At 67.1% G+C, this 15286-nt stretch carries 12 protein-coding genes; 5 read left to right on the top strand and 7 right to left on the bottom strand.

Annotated elements, in window-relative coordinates; all coding sequences use genetic code 11:
* The 3 genes from ABF401_RS13400 to ABF401_RS13390 form a co-directional block, all read left to right on the top strand.
* Positions 1 to 613 (top strand): CoA transferase subunit A (locus tag ABF401_RS13400; RefSeq protein ID WP_353510061.1); only part of this gene is annotated, 613 nt, incomplete at its 5' end.
* On the top strand, positions 613 to 1263 hold the full coding sequence (locus ABF401_RS13395; protein ID WP_353510060.1) for a CoA transferase subunit B: 651 nt from the start codon (positions 613 to 615) through the stop codon (positions 1261 to 1263). The genes ABF401_RS13400 and ABF401_RS13395, both read left to right, overlap by 1 nt.
* 72 nt (positions 1264 to 1335) lie before the next feature.
* Positions 1336 to 2934, top strand: a complete 1599-nt coding sequence (locus tag ABF401_RS13390; protein WP_353510059.1) for a glycosyltransferase-like membrane protein — start codon at positions 1336 to 1338, stop codon at positions 2932 to 2934.
* Between the two features lie 3 nt (positions 2935 to 2937).
* Here the strand turns inward: ABF401_RS13390 and ABF401_RS13385 are convergent, their stop codons facing one another.
* The 6 genes from ABF401_RS13385 to ABF401_RS13360 form a co-directional block, all read right to left on the bottom strand.
* Positions 2938 to 3339 carry an FAD synthase family protein gene (locus ABF401_RS13385; RefSeq protein ID WP_353510058.1) on the bottom strand — a complete coding sequence of 134 codons (402 nt, stop codon included), beginning with the start codon at positions 3337 to 3339 and terminating at the stop codon, positions 2938 to 2940.
* Between the two features lie 93 nt (positions 3340 to 3432).
* Positions 3433 to 4461 (bottom strand): glycosyltransferase, encoded by a 1029-nt coding sequence (locus ABF401_RS13380; protein WP_353510057.1) that lies wholly within the window; start codon positions 4459 to 4461, stop codon positions 3433 to 3435.
* Position 4462: 1 nt separating this feature from the next.
* On the bottom strand, positions 4463 to 5269 hold the full coding sequence (locus tag ABF401_RS13375; protein ID WP_353510056.1) for a CDP-alcohol phosphatidyltransferase family protein: 807 nt from the start codon (positions 5267 to 5269) through the stop codon (positions 4463 to 4465).
* The gene (locus ABF401_RS13370) at positions 5266 to 7155 is read right to left on the bottom strand and encodes a CDP-alcohol phosphatidyltransferase family protein (RefSeq protein WP_353510055.1); all 1890 of its coding nucleotides are present in this window, start codon (positions 7153 to 7155) and stop codon (positions 5266 to 5268) included. Before ABF401_RS13370 ends, ABF401_RS13375 begins: the two co-directional genes overlap by 4 nt.
* The gene (locus ABF401_RS13365) at positions 7152 to 7898 is read right to left on the bottom strand and encodes an ABC transporter ATP-binding protein (RefSeq protein WP_353510054.1); all 747 of its coding nucleotides are present in this window, start codon (positions 7896 to 7898) and stop codon (positions 7152 to 7154) included. The genes ABF401_RS13370 and ABF401_RS13365 overlap by 4 nt, the downstream gene beginning before the upstream one ends.
* A complete protein-coding gene (locus ABF401_RS13360) occupies positions 7899 to 8690 on the bottom strand; it encodes an ABC transporter permease (protein WP_353510053.1) in 792 nt (263 codons plus the stop codon).
* 315 nt (positions 8691 to 9005) lie between these two features.
* On the opposite strand from ABF401_RS13360, the gene ABF401_RS13355 reads away from it, so the two are divergent.
* Both ABF401_RS13355 and ABF401_RS13350 read left to right on the top strand, forming a co-directional pair.
* Positions 9006 to 12596 carry a bifunctional glycosyltransferase/CDP-glycerol:glycerophosphate glycerophosphotransferase gene (locus ABF401_RS13355; protein WP_353510052.1) on the top strand — a complete coding sequence of 1197 codons (3591 nt, stop codon included), beginning with the start codon at positions 9006 to 9008 and terminating at the stop codon, positions 12594 to 12596.
* 7 nt (positions 12597 to 12603) lie between these two features.
* Positions 12604 to 13530 carry a GT-D fold domain-containing glycosyltransferase gene (locus ABF401_RS13350; protein ID WP_353510051.1) on the top strand — a complete coding sequence of 309 codons (927 nt, stop codon included), beginning with the start codon at positions 12604 to 12606 and terminating at the stop codon, positions 13528 to 13530.
* Here ABF401_RS13350 and ABF401_RS13345 read toward each other — a convergent pair.
* A complete protein-coding gene (locus ABF401_RS13345; RefSeq protein WP_353510050.1) occupies positions 13527 to 15116 on the bottom strand; it encodes a glycosyltransferase-like membrane protein in 1590 nt (529 codons plus the stop codon). The two genes, ABF401_RS13350 and ABF401_RS13345, sit on opposite strands and share 4 nt — an antisense overlap.
* Positions 15117 to 15286: the final 170 nt, after the last annotated feature.

Raw genomic sequence — 15286 nt, 5'->3', positions numbered from 1 at the left:
CGGCGTCGACGAGTGGGGTCTGGGCAAGCTGCTCATGGAGAAGCGCCTGCGGCGGATGATCTCGTCGTACGTCGGGGAGAACAAGGAGTTCGCGCGGCAGTACCTCTCGGGAGAGCTGGAGGTCGAGCTCACGCCGCAGGGCACGCTGGCCGAGCGGATGCGAGCGGGAGGATCGGGGATCCCGGCCTTCTTCACCGCGACCGGCGGCGGCACCCAGGTGGCTGAGGGCGGCCTGCCGTGGAAGTACGACGCCGACGGGAACGTGATCGTGTCCTCGCCGCCGAAGGAGACGCGCGACTTCGGGGGGCGGGAGTACGTCCTGGAGGAGGCGATCATCGCCGACTTCGGGCTGGTGCGCGCCTGGAAGGGTGACCGGCACGGCAACCTCGTGTACCGGGAGTCCGCCCGCAACTTCAACCCGCTGGCGGCGATGTGCGGACGGGTCACCATCGCCGAGGTCGAGCACCTCGTGGAGCCGGGCGAGATCAAGCCCGAGGACGTGCACACGCCCGGGGTGTACGTGCAGCGGGTCGTGGCTCTGACGCCGGAGCAGGCTGCTGACAAGAAGATCGAGAAGCGGACCACGCGTCCCCGACCCGAGGCCGGTGCCTGATGGCTGGTCACGGATGGACCCGTGAGGAGATGGCCGCGCGGGCGGCCTCGGAGCTGACCGACGGCTCCTACGTCAACCTCGGCATCGGGCTGCCGACCCTGGTCCCCAACTACGTCGCCGACGACGTCGAGCTGGTGCTGCAGAGCGAGAACGGGATCCTCGGCGTCGGCGCGTACCCCTACGAGGGCGACGAGGATCCCGATCTGATCAACGCCGGCAAGGAGACCGTCACCCTGCGCAAGGGGGCGTCGTTCTTCGACTCGGCCACGTCGTTCGGGATGATCCGCGGCGGCAAGATCGACGCCGCGATCCTGGGCGCGATGCAGGTCAGCGGCAAGGGCGACATCGCCAACTGGATGATCCCCGGGAATATGGTCAAGGGGATGGGCGGCGCGATGGACCTGGTCCACGGCGCCAAGAAGGTCATCGTGCTCATGGAGCACAACGCCCGGGACGGTTCGTACAAGATCGTCAAGGAGTGCTCGCTGCCCTACACGGGGCGCGGCGTCGTCGAGCGGATCATCACCGATCTCGCCGTGTTCGACGTCACCGACGCCGGGCTCGTGCTGCGTGAGCTCGCGCCCGGCGTCACCGAGGACGAGGTCCGCGAGAAGACGGAGCCGGCGTTCACGGTCGACCTGACCAGTTGAGGCCACAGGGCCCGCGTCCGCTGGCTGGGGACGATCACTGTCTCGTGTGCGTCCTGTGCGACCATGACCGACATGGGTGACGCGCTCGGGGCGGCGATACTGCGGGTCACCGGAGCCATCATGCTCGTCGGTGGCCTGGCCGTCGCGATCGTCCCGACCGAGGTCCCGACTCCGTACGTGCGTTGGGTGGTCATCGTCACACTGGTCGCGGCGCTGGCCCTCGCTTGGATTGTCCATACCCCCTCGTGGCTGCGGCCGATCGTCGAGTCACGACTGCTGGCGCCTGTCCTGGCGGTGAGCGGGGCGGTCCTGAGCACGTGGATGGCCTTGTCCATCCGCTACCAGTACGGATGGGACGCAGCGGTCGTCATGCAGATCGCCACTCGCGTCAGCCAAGGCTCGGACCTCGCGCCCAGGGAGTACGACTACCTGTCGCTCTACCCGAACAATTTTCCGCTCGTGGCGATCGATCGGCTGGGAGTATCCGCCGGGTCCGCCCTCGGACTTCCGCCTGACGTGGTGCTCATCATCGCGAATGGGCTCTGCCTGGCCCTCACTCTCTGGCTGGTGCACATTGTCGTGCGAAGGGTTGCCGGCGCCTCGCCCGCCGCCTTGGCGATGCTTCTCGTCCTGGTCCTCGTGGGGTTCTCGCCGTTGATGGCCGTCCCCTACACGGACATCTACGCAATGGTGTTCCTCACCGCCGTCCCGGTGCTCGCCTTTCAGGCCTCACTGCCCGGCCGCGGCCATCGATGGGTGGCGTGGGTCGGCGCAGTCAGCTGTGCAGCGATGGCCTACGTGATCAAGACAACGCCCGTGGTGGTGGTGGCCGGACTGCTCGTCATCGCGGTCGGAGTCCTCGGGTCCAAGGAGTCGGAACCAGGCGCGGAGGAGATGGCGGCCCCACGAGCGAGGCCGAGCCGAGGACGCGGCTGGCGCGTCGTCACGGGCATCGTCCTGGCAGGCCTGACCCTCGGCGGCTTCCTCGCCGTGTCGGCTGGTGCCACCCGAGCAGGGCAGACGGCGTCCGGGGTCGACCAGACTCGGATCGACGCCGCCACGTCACCGCCCATGATCTGGTGGGTGGCAAACGGGATGAACCTGAACACGGTGGGAGGCTTGACGCGCTTCGGTGGTTACAACCGGGGGATGGTTGACGCGATCAAGGACAAGTCGCAGGCGGAGATGGCTGACTACGCGGTCGGCTACATCGACGAGAGATGGCAGCAGCGGGGCCCACAGGGAATGGTGCGCTTCTATGCAGCCAAGGCAGTCTGGAACTGGAGCGACGCCATGTTCTGGGCCTGGTCTGAGGGGGGCGACTGGACCAAGCAGCCAGTCATCAGTACGCCCGTGGGCCGAGCGCTCATGCAGGTCAACGGTTTCACGGGGGCTCACTACGCCGTGAGGTCGAGCGTCACGCAGGGCATCTGGATTGCCGTGCTCCTCGTGGCCGGCGTGGGCCTCCTGAGGGCACGCCCCCGAGCCGACCTGGTGCTGCTCGCCCTCACCACCCTGGGAATCGGGGCCTTCCTGCTCGTCTTCCAGGGCCGGTCCCGCTACCTGCTCACCTTCGTGCCAATGATCGTGGCCTTGGCCTGCGCCGTGATCCCAGCGCTGCCGAGATACGCCGCGGGCCGATCTCGCGTGGCGACCCGCTCAGGTGACTGACGCTCAGGCAAGGGTGGAGATGTGCTCGATGAGCCCCGTGGTCGACACGGACGGCGTCCGGGGTAGATAGACGACGTCACACACGTCGCTGACCCAATCGAACTTTCCGGCCCAGTCGTCTCCCATGACGAGAACCTGGGCGCCGTGCTGAACGATGTAGTCCCTCTTCTGCTCGAGGCTCTCTTCCAGGAAGACCTCGTCGACGACCTTGAGGCTGGAGACGATCTCCATGCGCTCATCTTCGGTGAAGACCGGCGCTCGTCCTTTTTTGCGCACGTTGAGCGCATCGGCCGAAACACCCACGACGAGCCGATCGCCATGTTCGGCCGCCCGCTTCAACATCCGGACATGACCCACATGGAACACGTCGAACGTGCCGAAGGTAATGACGGTCCGCTCACTCACTTCACACTCTCCTACGCTGAGACATCACAGCCGGGCCTTGGCGGTTCGGTGGTCCGGCGGCACAGTTCGTAGGAGCCTATCTGCCGGTGCCCCTCAGTGCTTGCGCAGTCGTTCGAGGGCGGCCGTCGCGGCGCTGCTCATCGTTGTCCCGGTGATTCCCGAGCCATCGCTCACAGCACCACCCCGAAGCACGGCCTGCGCGAGCGCATCGGCATCGAGTGGCGCGACCTCCACCCCGCGCGGCCGCGGGGCCGTATCGCTGGCGACAACTCGAGCGCCCGACGCCAGGGCTTCCCGGACGATGATCGAGTCCCCGTCCCACGCGGTTGGCCGCAGGAAGGTCCCCACCCGGTGCAGTACAGCGGCGACGTCCGCTGGCGGGAGATCGAACGAGAAGCTCACCCATGGCTCCTCGGTCGCGAGCCTGCGGAGGGGCGAGAGGCTGGGCCCGTCGTTGCCGTAGGCGAGAATGGCGAGCGTCACATCCGGCCACTCCGCTGCCACCCGCCTGCCCACCTCGATGGCCAGGTCGGCGTTGTAGTGCGCCTGGCCAGCGTTTGTCGCGACCGCCAAGGCGTGTGGCTGGCGCGCGCCGCATGGCACAGCCTCCCCGTCAGAACGTGCGTCGAACGAATCGACCGAACTGTCGAAGGGCGTCACGACGGTGGTGCGGTCCCACAATCGCCTGGGCAGCACCGTCCGAATCTCCTCGTTGACGACCCAGATCTCGTCGTATGCCCCCAGCGCCTGCCAGAGCGTCCAGCGCAGGGCGCGACGCATGGCCGCGACCTGCCCTGCCGTGGATCCGGAGTGCAGAACCAGCACCGAGCGGCCCGGAAGGACTGCGAACATCGGTGCCAGAACGATGGCTCGCCACAGGCGCGTGATGTGGAAGAGGTGGAGTGCTCGGCGAAGCGGGAGTCTCAGGAGCGCTCGGGCCGCTCGGGAGGTGGAACCGGTGTCGACATACCGGACCTCATGACCGCCTCGTCGCAGCAAGGTCGTCAGCTGACGATGGCTGGTCAGGACGCCGCCGAGCTCGCCGCTCTCTTGGGCCCACTGAACGACGGGAGCACCGCGTTGCTCACCAACCTTGGACCGTGCCACGGGCTCGGCTGCCACGTCAGTCGAGCCTCGCGCTGCTCAACACCCCGAGCAAGTGACCACCAGCGGTGATGACAGCGAGGGGCACCATGATCGCGACGAGGACCTGCGTGCCGACCAGGTCCCCCCGCATGCTGTCGACGATGCCCGCAACGAGCGCCAGCAGCGTTGCCTCGACCGCGATGAAGGCCCTGAAGACCGGTACGTAGGTGAAGCCGCGCCGGATCGCCGCCATTCCACTCACGCGTGACCGTGCCGTAGCCGCGACGTCCTCGAGAGGCGGTCGTCCGGTCTTGGCGCGAGCCACGTGGACGAGGTCAGTGAACGCCTTGTTCAGCAGGACCAGAACAGCCACGATGAGGCCGAGAACCGTCCAGCCGCCCACCTCGGTGGGGTCGGACCAGGACCAGTCGTCCGCGCGCAGGCCGAGGGCAAACGGGATCGTCGCCTCTGTCACATAGTGGCCGACGCGGTCCAGGTAGATGCCCGCTGGGGAGAAGCGTTGACGCCAACGCGCCACCTCCCCGTCCGAGCAGTCGAGCAGAATCTGGAGCTGCATCGCCAGAACCGCGATGACAGGACCCGCGAGACCACCGATCGTCAGGGCCGCAGCCCCGAGGAAACCGACGACGATCATGAGCCACGTCACGCCGTTGGGTGAGATGTGCGTCGGCAGCAGGGCTCGTGTCACGTAGATCGACAGGTGCCGGATGTAGAGGGCTCCGGCCCAGTGCTCGGCGTTGTAGCGAGCGATGTGCTCGGGTGGTTGGGCCACCGCCCGCAGTTCCGCGAGAGCCGGACGGTCGTTCGTGGGGTCGTGGGTCATCGGGTCACCCTCTCGTCAGGGCGGGAGGAGCGGAAGGCAGCGCTCCACGCAAAGGCGGACTCAGCGGCATACACCATCATGAGTGCGAGCGCCCCCCAGCCCAGGATGGCGGGGACCGGCCACGCCAACGCCGCCGCGAGGAGAAGGAGCGCGATGCGGACCGGTGCGCCCAGGGTGACCCAGCCGAGCCAGAGGGGCGAACCACGACCCGTCTCCCGAAGGCGGTAGACGAGGTCGTAGCGGTGCCACGCCACGGCCACGAGCCAGGCGTAGCCGACCCAGTGGATCGTGCTGGGCACGTCGCGGAGGGAGATGAGCACCGCTACCGCCTCGGCGGCCAGCATGAGCCACGGCAACTGCCACGCAATGGGCCACCGCGTCAGCCGACTGGTCAGCCCGGCGGTCGGTCCCGCCAGCAGGCCGAGGTCGGTCAGCTCGGGCAGCTGGCGGTCAGCGTCGGCCGGGTCGAAGTCATCACGACGGGCGAGCACCCGGCCGAGCCGGCCCACCTCGGTCCAGATGAAGGCGAGGCCGACCGCGGCCAGGAGCGCCCAGAGGAAGAGCGCAGGACTGAACCAGAGCAGTCCGAGGGTCATGATGAGATAGCGCTCCGCAATGGGCAGGTGCAGGACCTGCTTGGCCTTCCGAATCGCGTTCGAGCGCTTGGTCGGTGGGCGGGGCGCGGTCGGAGCGTCGGCGGGGCCGAGGTCACGAGGGACGTCGAGGGGCAGCCGGTCCGGCAGCACGCGGGCCTCGGCGCAGCGGCTGCGGCGCACATAGGCGTAATCCTCCACGTGGCGCGCGGCGAGGAGGACGAGAAGGACGATGGCGATCGACCACATCGGCTCGCCTCGGCGAGCGGCCACCCAGGCGACCGAGGCCACCATCAGGAACTCCTTGGCGCGATCGGCGACCCCGTCCAACCACGCCCCCATCGCACTGTAGCGACGGGTGAACCGTGCGATCTCGCCATCCACACAGTCGAGGACGAGCGAGGACATCAGGAGGACCGCGGCGAAGATCCACGCCACCCGGCTGTCGAGCGCCGCGAGGGCACACGCGCCGAGCCCAAGCAGAAGGCTGACGCCCGTGACAACGTTGGGTGTCCAACCGAGGCGCAAGCCCTGTGCCGTGACCCGTCGGGACAGCGGACGAATGACGGCCGTGGAGAAGACGCCGTCGTTGCCCCGGGAGGCATTGCGCAGGCGCTGCTGCCACGCCGACCCTGGGACACCCGGCACGATCGCCCGCCTGCGTCTCAGCGAATAGGGCCCAAGTGGAGCTGCCCCGACCGCCAGCCCGCTCCGCACGAGGCTGAGCAGCGCGAGCTCGAAGCGGTCGTCCTGTTCGCCCTCTTGAGGCCCATGGCAGGGGTCGCAGCTGGTCCGAGCGGCCGCTCGCCAGATGTCGGCGGCCGTCCGGCGGTCGGCCGCCCTGATTCGGACGACTCCTGCGACGTATCCCGTGGGGTTCGTGACGACGTGGTGCGTTGTGCCGAGGGAGAGCACGCGCCTCGAGTGGCTCGAGAAACGCACGGTGGCCCACGACTCGACGCCCGTCGGCACGTCCTCTGGGCTCAGGGTCAGGGCTGCAGTGCGGTCGTTCGGGGAGTCGACCAGATCCAGCAGGGCCACCGGGCTGATCGTCAGCTCTGCTGCGAAGAGGACCAGAGGACGCGTCGAGTCCTCTTCCGCCGCCTCGGCCAGCGACGTGAAGAATGTCGGGCCCGCTGGTCTCGGGCGGATCCGGAGACCGACCTGCTCCGCGGTTTCGCGAAGGTCCGCCGACGGGTCGCCCCCTACGACCAGTGCGTCTCCCCCACTCCAGTGGATGCCGACGCGACGAGCTCCCTCGTCACCGACCAGCGCGCGCTCGTCGAGCCTCACGGATTGTTGTCCGAGTAGTCGTTGTAGGCACCCAGCACATCGGCGATGTCCCCGTCACCCACCAGGCGCCCTTCCCGGAGATAGAGCCCCCGTGTGACGAACCGCTGGAGATCGGCCTCACTGTGCGACACCAGGAAGAGGGTCTTGCCGCCGGAGAGCATCTGCTCCATCCGGACATAGCACTGCTCACGAAACGACCTGTCTCCCACCGCAAGGACCTCGTCAACGAGTACTACCGGCTTGTCGAGAGTAGTGATGACCGAGAAGGCCAGTCGAACCTGCATACCGGAGGAGAAGTGCCGGTAAGGCATCTCCATGTTGGCCTTGACCTGCGGACCCGCGAACTCGACGATCTCCTCGTATCGCTCGTCGATCTGCTTCACGGTCAGACCGTGCAGCCCGGCGGCGAGGTAGACGTTCTCCCGAGCCGTGAGCTCTCCGAGGAAGCCTCCCGTCAGCTCGATGAGGGGCGCGACCTCACCGCTGACCTTCGCCCAGCCTTTGTCCGGAATGAGGACGCCAGCGATCATCTTGAGCAGCGTGCTCTTGCCGCTGCCGTTGCCGCCGATGAGACCGACGGCTTCCCCCGGCTGCACCGTGAACGAGATGTCCTTGAGCGCCCAGAAGGTCTCCGTCGGCGCGGTGTTCCGACCCTGGAGGACCATTTCACGCAGGGACATCCGGCGCTTCTTGCCGCGGTAGAACTCAATGCCGAGGTCGCGGACCTCAATGACGGGCTTCACTCAGATCTCCTTGAGAACCGCTGGCTCCATACGCCGGAACACGAGGCCTCCGACGACCAACAACGCGGCCGTGATGATGACCGACGAGAGGACCGAGGCCAGGTCCAGCTCATTGGGGAAGAAGCCACTTCGGAAGAGCTCGAGGATGCCGGTCAGCGGGTTGAACAGGAGCGCAGTCTTGATGGCCGGAGGGGCCGATTGCGCGCTGTAGATGATCGGGGTCGCGTACATCCCGATCCGCAGGGCGATTCTGACGACCCGGGCGGTGTCCGTCACGAGCACCGTGATGGGGCCGAGAATGAGGCCGATCCCTGTTGCGAGCAGGAACGTCAGCAGGATCGCCGCGGGGATGAACACGAGGGTCCAGTTCAGGCTGACCTTGCCGCTGACCAGGTAGCCGGCCACGATCACGACGAGGACGGGCAGCGAGAAGATGAACTCGAGCCCTTTGGCGATGACGACACGCACGACCCACAGCTCGCGCGGGAAGTTCGTGGAACGAACCAGACGGGACTCCTGCAGCAGGGCCCGCGATGTCTCCGTGACGCACTGCGAGAACCACTGCCACAGCAACATGCCGGTGATCAGGTGCAGGAAGTAGGGCTCGTTACCAGGGCGCTTGGTCGTGAAGATCAACGTGAAGACCACGTAGTAGATGGCGGCCATGGCCAAGGGGTCGAGCACCGTCCACAGGTAGCCGAGCCAGCTGCGCGCATAGCGGACGCGGAGATCGCGCTTGACAAGCGTGCGGAGCACCTGTGGGTTGACGGCAATCCCACTCAGCCCTGTCACGTAGACCACAACGTGGACTTCCTTTCGTTTGGTGACTCGCACGCCTGCCGAGCCACGCGGCCGCGTCCTTGGACGTGCGGCGCGCCGAAGGGCAGTCTAGGGTCTCCCAGCGACCCCCCCGTCGAGCCACCCGCGGACCGGTCACCTGGACCGGCCCCATGAAACCGGATGACAGAATGGGCGACCGACCTGCCCCCGAGTCGAGAGGTACCCATGAGGCTGGTACGACGCCCGTCCCCTGAGGCGGTTGTCACCGCGGCCACGTCTACGTACCACGCGGTCAGACGCGCGGTCCCGCACGAGCGTTGGGCGGCGGTGCGCCGACGTCTGCATCCCGCTCTGCGCTACAGCCTGCGCCGGATCGTCACATCGAGCGGCCCCAGCATTGGTCGCATCTCGGTGGTGGTGCCTTGCTACAACGTCGCGGCCTACCTGCGGTCCTGTCTCACGAGCATCATCGCCCAGACCTACCCGGACCTCGAGATCATCGTGGTGATCGACGGCTCTCCGGATCACAGCGCCCGGATTGCCAAGTCATTCGCGCGATGGGACCGCCGGATCCGCGTCATCGAGCAGGCCAACGCAGGTCTGGGCGCGGCCCGCAACACGGGCATTCGCGCCGCCACCGGAGACTTCATCGCCTTCGTCGACTCGGATGACTCGCTGCCGCTCGATGCCTACCAGCTGATGGCCGACTCCCTGCGCCGCTCCGGGTCCGACTTCGCGGTCGGCAACCTCATCCGGCGGAAGGGGACCACGGAATGGGTGCCGGGCTGGGCCCAGGACGTGCACCGGCACGATCGCCATGGCCTCACGCTCGACGACTTCCCCGAGATCCTGGCCGACGTCTTCAGCTGGAACAAGCTGTTCCGCAGGCCCTTCTTCGACGAGGCGGTCGGAAGCTTTCCCGAGGGGATTCGATACGAGGACCAAGAGCCGACCGCCAAGGCGTACGCCTCGGCCAGGTCCTTTGACGTGCTCTCGGCGGTGACCTATCGATGGTTCATCCGGGGAGACGGCACCTCCATCACCCAGCAGAAGTCGCAGCTCAACGACCTCAGCGACCGCCTCACCGTCATGCGTCACGTCTCTGATGTCCTCACGGCCAAGGCCACCCCGAAGGTCCTGGACTACTGGAAGGCGAAGTCGGTCGGGCTCGACCTGCGCGCCTACTACGACGAGGTTCCCCGGACCGGCACCGACTACTGGGACCTGCTTCGCGACGGCGTCCGCTACGTCACCGAGGACATGCGGCCCTCGGCATGGGCCATGGTCGCCGTCCAGGATCGGCTGCTCGCCCGAATGACGTCGGCCGATGCCCGCGCTGACGTCTGCACCGCACTCGTCGACCGGAGTGAACACGGCGCGGGGATGGCGGTTGACGTGACCACGAAGCCTCCCACGGCCCGCCCGCTCTACCTCGAGGACATCAAGTTCAGGCCAAGCGCCGCGGACCTGCTCCTGTCACCGGAGGAGGACCGCCTCCTGTGCGTCGTCACCGGTTACCGAGCCGGCGACGACCGGATTGACATCGACGGCATGGCGTACCTCCCCGGGGCCGAGCTGCCGATTGAGCAGTCCTCCCTGGCCGCCAGACTGCTCAGGTGCTCAGATGGCAGCCCTCTCTCGGATGTGCCAGTCGCGGTCGAACGATTCGAGTCGGCCGCTCTCGACGAGATCGCATCGAACGCGGCGGCCAGCCATGCCAGTGCCGGCTTTCGTGCGTCGATCGACACGGCGGCACTGCTCACCGCACTGAGCGCGGACGGGGGTGCGCCTCGCGAGGATGATGCCGAGGTGTACCTCGAGCTGACGCTCGAGGCCGCTGGCTCCGTCTGGCGCCGTCACGTCACCCGGCGGGACACCCGCGGCACAGCGAACCGGCTCGAGCCGACTCCAGTGCGCGGCATCCACCGCATCGTGCCGTTGTTCTCCGAGGATCTCGGCCTGCGGCTGCGCCGGATGACCGCCTCGGTAGTGGCAGACGACCTTGCGGTCCAGGGCCGGACAGTGACGCTGACCGTTCGATCCACGGATGGGAGCGCGATCACAGAGATCGCCTTGACCTCGACGGCGTTACGCCTCAGGACGAGCGCCCAAGTTCCACATCCCGCAGCCAGGGCGACAGTGAGTGTGACGCTCCCACCGCTGCCCCCCGGCGCCCCACCGATCCGCCAGTTCCGATGGCGCGCTACCGCACACACCGAGAACGGACGCCGCTCCGTGTCCGTCCCCCGAGCGATCAACGAGTACGGCGAGGCCTTGGCTACCGCCGGTCTTCGAGCTGTCATCACTCGCACGGGCATGCTGGAGCTCCTCGACCGCAAACTCGATGCCATCGTCACGAAGGCGAGAACCGATGAGAGCACCTCAACCGTCACGGTCGAGGGTCGCGCCCATGCTCCCGGGAGTGCCAGCCTCGCCGTGGCGTTCGCCGGGCCGAACGGTCTCTGGCACCCTCGGGAGACGACCTGGAACAGGGCTACCGGCCAGTTCCGCGCGACCTTCGACCTCGTAGGTGACCTCTTCGGCCATCCTGGCGTCACGCAACCTCGCGGCGGGTACTCATTCCGGCTGCTGAGGAACCCGGTCAGCATCGCGGGCAGCCTCTGGGTCCCAGTCGTCAGCGGTGCAGTGGAGGCTTCAGCGTCGGGCGTCCCTGGATGGCACCTCGGCGAACACGCGGCTGTTCGCCTCAGCGTGACGGCAAGGGCACGGGCGCTCTGGGTCTCGGTCGAGGCACCGTTCGAGGCGCAGCATCGCACCCGGCTGGGCCGGTACCGACTCGAGCAGTCGGTCCCTGCCTTGGTGACGAGCAGGCCGCTTCGCGACGCCGTCCTGTTCTCCTGCTTCGGCGGACAGTCCGCCGGAGACTCACCACTCGCCCTTCACGACGAGCTCGCCCGACGCAGCTTCTCGGGTGAGATCTACTGGGCGGTGGCTGACGGATCTGCCGTCGTTCCCGACACGGCGCGACCGGTCATCGTGGGCTCACCCGAGTACTACGACGTGCTTCACACGAGCAGATGGCTGGTGAACAACAACAACTTCCCGGCGTACTTCCGCAAGAGGCCGGAACAGTACTACCTGCAGACCTGGCACGGCACACCGCTCAAACGCATCGGCAACGACGTCCCGTCCGCGAGCCTGAGTCTCTCCTATCGTGCGCTGATGCAGCGCGAGGCCCAGTCGTGGGACCTCCTCCTGGCCCAGAACGCCTTTGCGGAGGGGGTCTTCCCGAGTGCCTTTGGGTACGAAGGCAGGATTCTCAGTGTCGGTTATCCCCGCAACGACGAGCTGGCTCGGACTACTCGGGCCCGCCAGACCGATATCCGCCGGAGGCTCGGGATCCCAGCTGGCTCCCGGATTGCCCTCTATGCACCGACGTGGCGCGACAACCGGCGCACGAGCTCGAACCGTTATGCAGCGGTCAGCTATCTCAATGTCGCGCGGGCCAGCAAGGCTCTCGGCTCGACAGGCACGTTGCTGCTCAGGGGCCACAGCAACACCCCCGGGTTCTCGGACGCCCAGCGTTACTCCAACGTCCGGGACGTCTCGAGGTATCCCGACATCGGTGACCTCCTCGAGATCGCCGATGTGCTCGTGACCGACTACTCGTCGGTCATGTTCGACTTCGCGGTGACCGGTCGACCAATCCTGTTCCTCACACCCGATCTGGCCGAGTACGGTTCGTCGACGCGAGGCTTCTACCTCGACTTCGAGGGGATTGCCCCGGGGCCGCTACTGGGGACCACGGAAGATGTCCTGGACGCCCTCGACAGCACTGGCACCATCACTGAGCAGTATCGAGATCGCTACACCCAGTTCCAACGGACGTTCACGCCCCACGACGACGGCAGTGCTGCCAAGCGGGTTGTCGATGCGGTGTGGTCCACCGAGAGATAGGACCCCTGTGGAGCATGCCAAGCGGTTGCTGCGCCCCGTCAAGCGTGCGCTGCGCGGTGCGCGACCCGCACCCTCGCCGGAAGAGACTCTGCCGGTCGCCGAGCTGCGCCAGTTCCTCACGGACATGCGATGGGAACTACGACAGCAGCGCAAGATCCTCGACACGCTACGCCTCGTCGAGACGGCCCCGGTGCTCGACGAGGTCCAGTCCTTCGCCGCCGAGCGCCAGCTTGGCTTCGGTGAGACCGTGCAGACCCTCGTCGACCGGCCTCTGAGCTTCGCCCGCTTCGGAGATGGGGAGATGCGACTGCTCCTCCGGTCCGAGTACACCCTGAAGTTCCAGCCGAACAGCCCGGAGCTGCAACGTGGCTTGCGCGATGCCCTGACAGCCCCGCCCCAAGACCACCTGCTCAAGGGCTTCCCCCATGTGTACCGAGACCTGCACTGGTCAGGTGTCTGGGGCGACGTCTGGCGCCAGGTCAAGGAGCTGATTCCCCCCGGTGAGTCGTTCGGCAACAGCCACGTGACCCGTCCCATCTACTTCCAGGTGATGGGACAGCGTGGCGTGGATCTATGGCGCGCTGTGTGGGAGAACCAGCGGGTCTCGATCATCACCGGCGAAGGCTCCCGCTTCGAGCTCATCCCGCAGCTCTTTGACAACCTCAAGGATGCCACGACGATTCCGTCACAGCCCGTGGACGCATGGTCAGACGTGCCCCGACTTGTCGACGCCGTTGGCGGGCTGGCACCGGGCGAGCGCGCGGATCTCTACCTCATCGCCCTTGGTCCGGCCGGCACGGTGCTGACCCATCGCTTGGCCCAGCTCGGGGTCCGGGCGCTGGACGTCGGTCACCTGTCTGACAGCTACCTGACGGCCTTCGAGGGAGGGGCGTGGCCGGAGAGCAAGGGGGTGGTGCGTCCGCAGGAGCCCTAAACAGAGCGACCTGTGGCCGGCGCTGGAGGCTCGTGTGGCTGGGTGCGCCCGGAGACCAGCCGCAATGAGGTCCGTGAGAGGGCGGTAGGTAGTGGGCGGACGACGGCGGCGAGCCCCACAATGACCGGAACGTAGGCGAACAGATACCTCGACCGCCCTTGGAACAACAGCGTGAAGGCGGCGATGCCCAGTACCGGCAGTGCCATCACCAACAACTCACGTGTATGGCGGGCCCTGAGCAGGCCGACACCAGCCCAGAGCAGCAGCGCCAACCACAGACCGGTCGTGAGCGACGCCCGAAGAACGTAGTCGGAGCCCGAGGGATGTTGCACGGACTGGACCACCTTGGCGAACCCATCGTGCTCTTGGAGGCGGCTGGCCTGGAAGTCATATCCCTCGCCCCACGCGAAGAACATGCCGTCGCCCCAATTGAAGGTCTGCTTGCGGACCTCGAAGGCAACTACGCCGGTTGCGCCCATGGCCTCGAGCTGCCGGGTCAGGCGTTGCTCGGACCAAGCGCGCAGGCGGTCGCCGGACAACCCCATGGACTCCTTGACCATTTGCGGGTTGTAGGCGCCGTAGTACGGCCTGCCGGAGATGCTTCGGGTGGTGGACAGGCCATTGGCGATCCACCAGGAGACCGGAGCGGTCCGGCTGGAGTCCAGAGCGGTGCGAGGTACATGGGCCACCCGCTCAGCCCCTGCCAGCGTTGCCATCGCGGTCAGGGCGAATGCGGCCCCACCGACGGCGCCCACGATCGCCAGGCGGATCAGGGCCCGGCGCGACTGGCCGAGAGCCACAATGACACCGGACACCAAGAAAGCAGCCGCGGTGCTGGCGGGTGTCGACTTGATCGCGAAGGCGACAGCGATGCACGCGCACGCCGCCACAACGAGGCCGACCCGCCGTCCAATGCGCCGGGAGCGTGTCGCGGCCACGGCAAGGACCACTGCGCCTGTCACGAAGGCCATGGCAGGAAAGTCGGTGTAGGGGACCGCCATCCACGGCGAGCAGCCGATCAGTACGAAGACGACTGCCTGAGCAACATACGCGACCGCAGCTCCACGAAAGGTGCGCACCAGCACGAAGGAGAGCAACAGAACGACAGCGAGGCACAGTCCGTTGGCCACGAGGTAGACGTCGTACGTGCCTTCGTGAGACGGCCCCCCGATTCGGCGTGCCAGGTTCATCATCGCAACGAGCGGCACATTGTTCGGATAGCGCGACAGGTAGTCATGCGCATAGGAGGACAGAACCCCGTCAGACGAGACTTCTTCGGAGATGTCCGTGACAACGGCGGCGTCCCACCCGTACTCGTAACGCAGAGGCATTGCCAGCAGAACCCCCGCCGTCCCTCCGAGCACACTGGTCCCGGTCGCCACGAGCCAGGTCACCCCCGGGCGCCAGGAAGGTGCTCCGCGACTCCCAGGCTGCACTCGCCGGCGCGCCGTTTCAGTGAGGACCAGGGCCAGGACGAGAGAAACGCCCACGCCCGTCACAACCCACAACCGCGCGTACTCAATGTTGGGGTTGTGGGGTCGCACCAGCACCGTCAGCACGGTCAGCACCAAGATGGCTCCCGTCACCGACAGCACCGCCCTTCCCGCGGCTGCCTCCGCGGGACAGTACGGCGAGGCTCGAGGCTCGCTCGTCATGCAAAGAAGCCTGCCACGGAGGGGCCGGTTCCCGATGCCATCCGGGAGGGCGTTCACGAAACCCGGATATCATGGCTGACCGATCCTGCGCCGAAGCGCAA

It is taken from the genome of Intrasporangium sp. (assembly GCF_040414665.1).
Classification (GTDB): Bacteria; Actinomycetota; Actinomycetes; order Actinomycetales; family Dermatophilaceae; genus Intrasporangium.
This window is presented reverse-complemented; position numbering and strand designations above follow the sequence as displayed.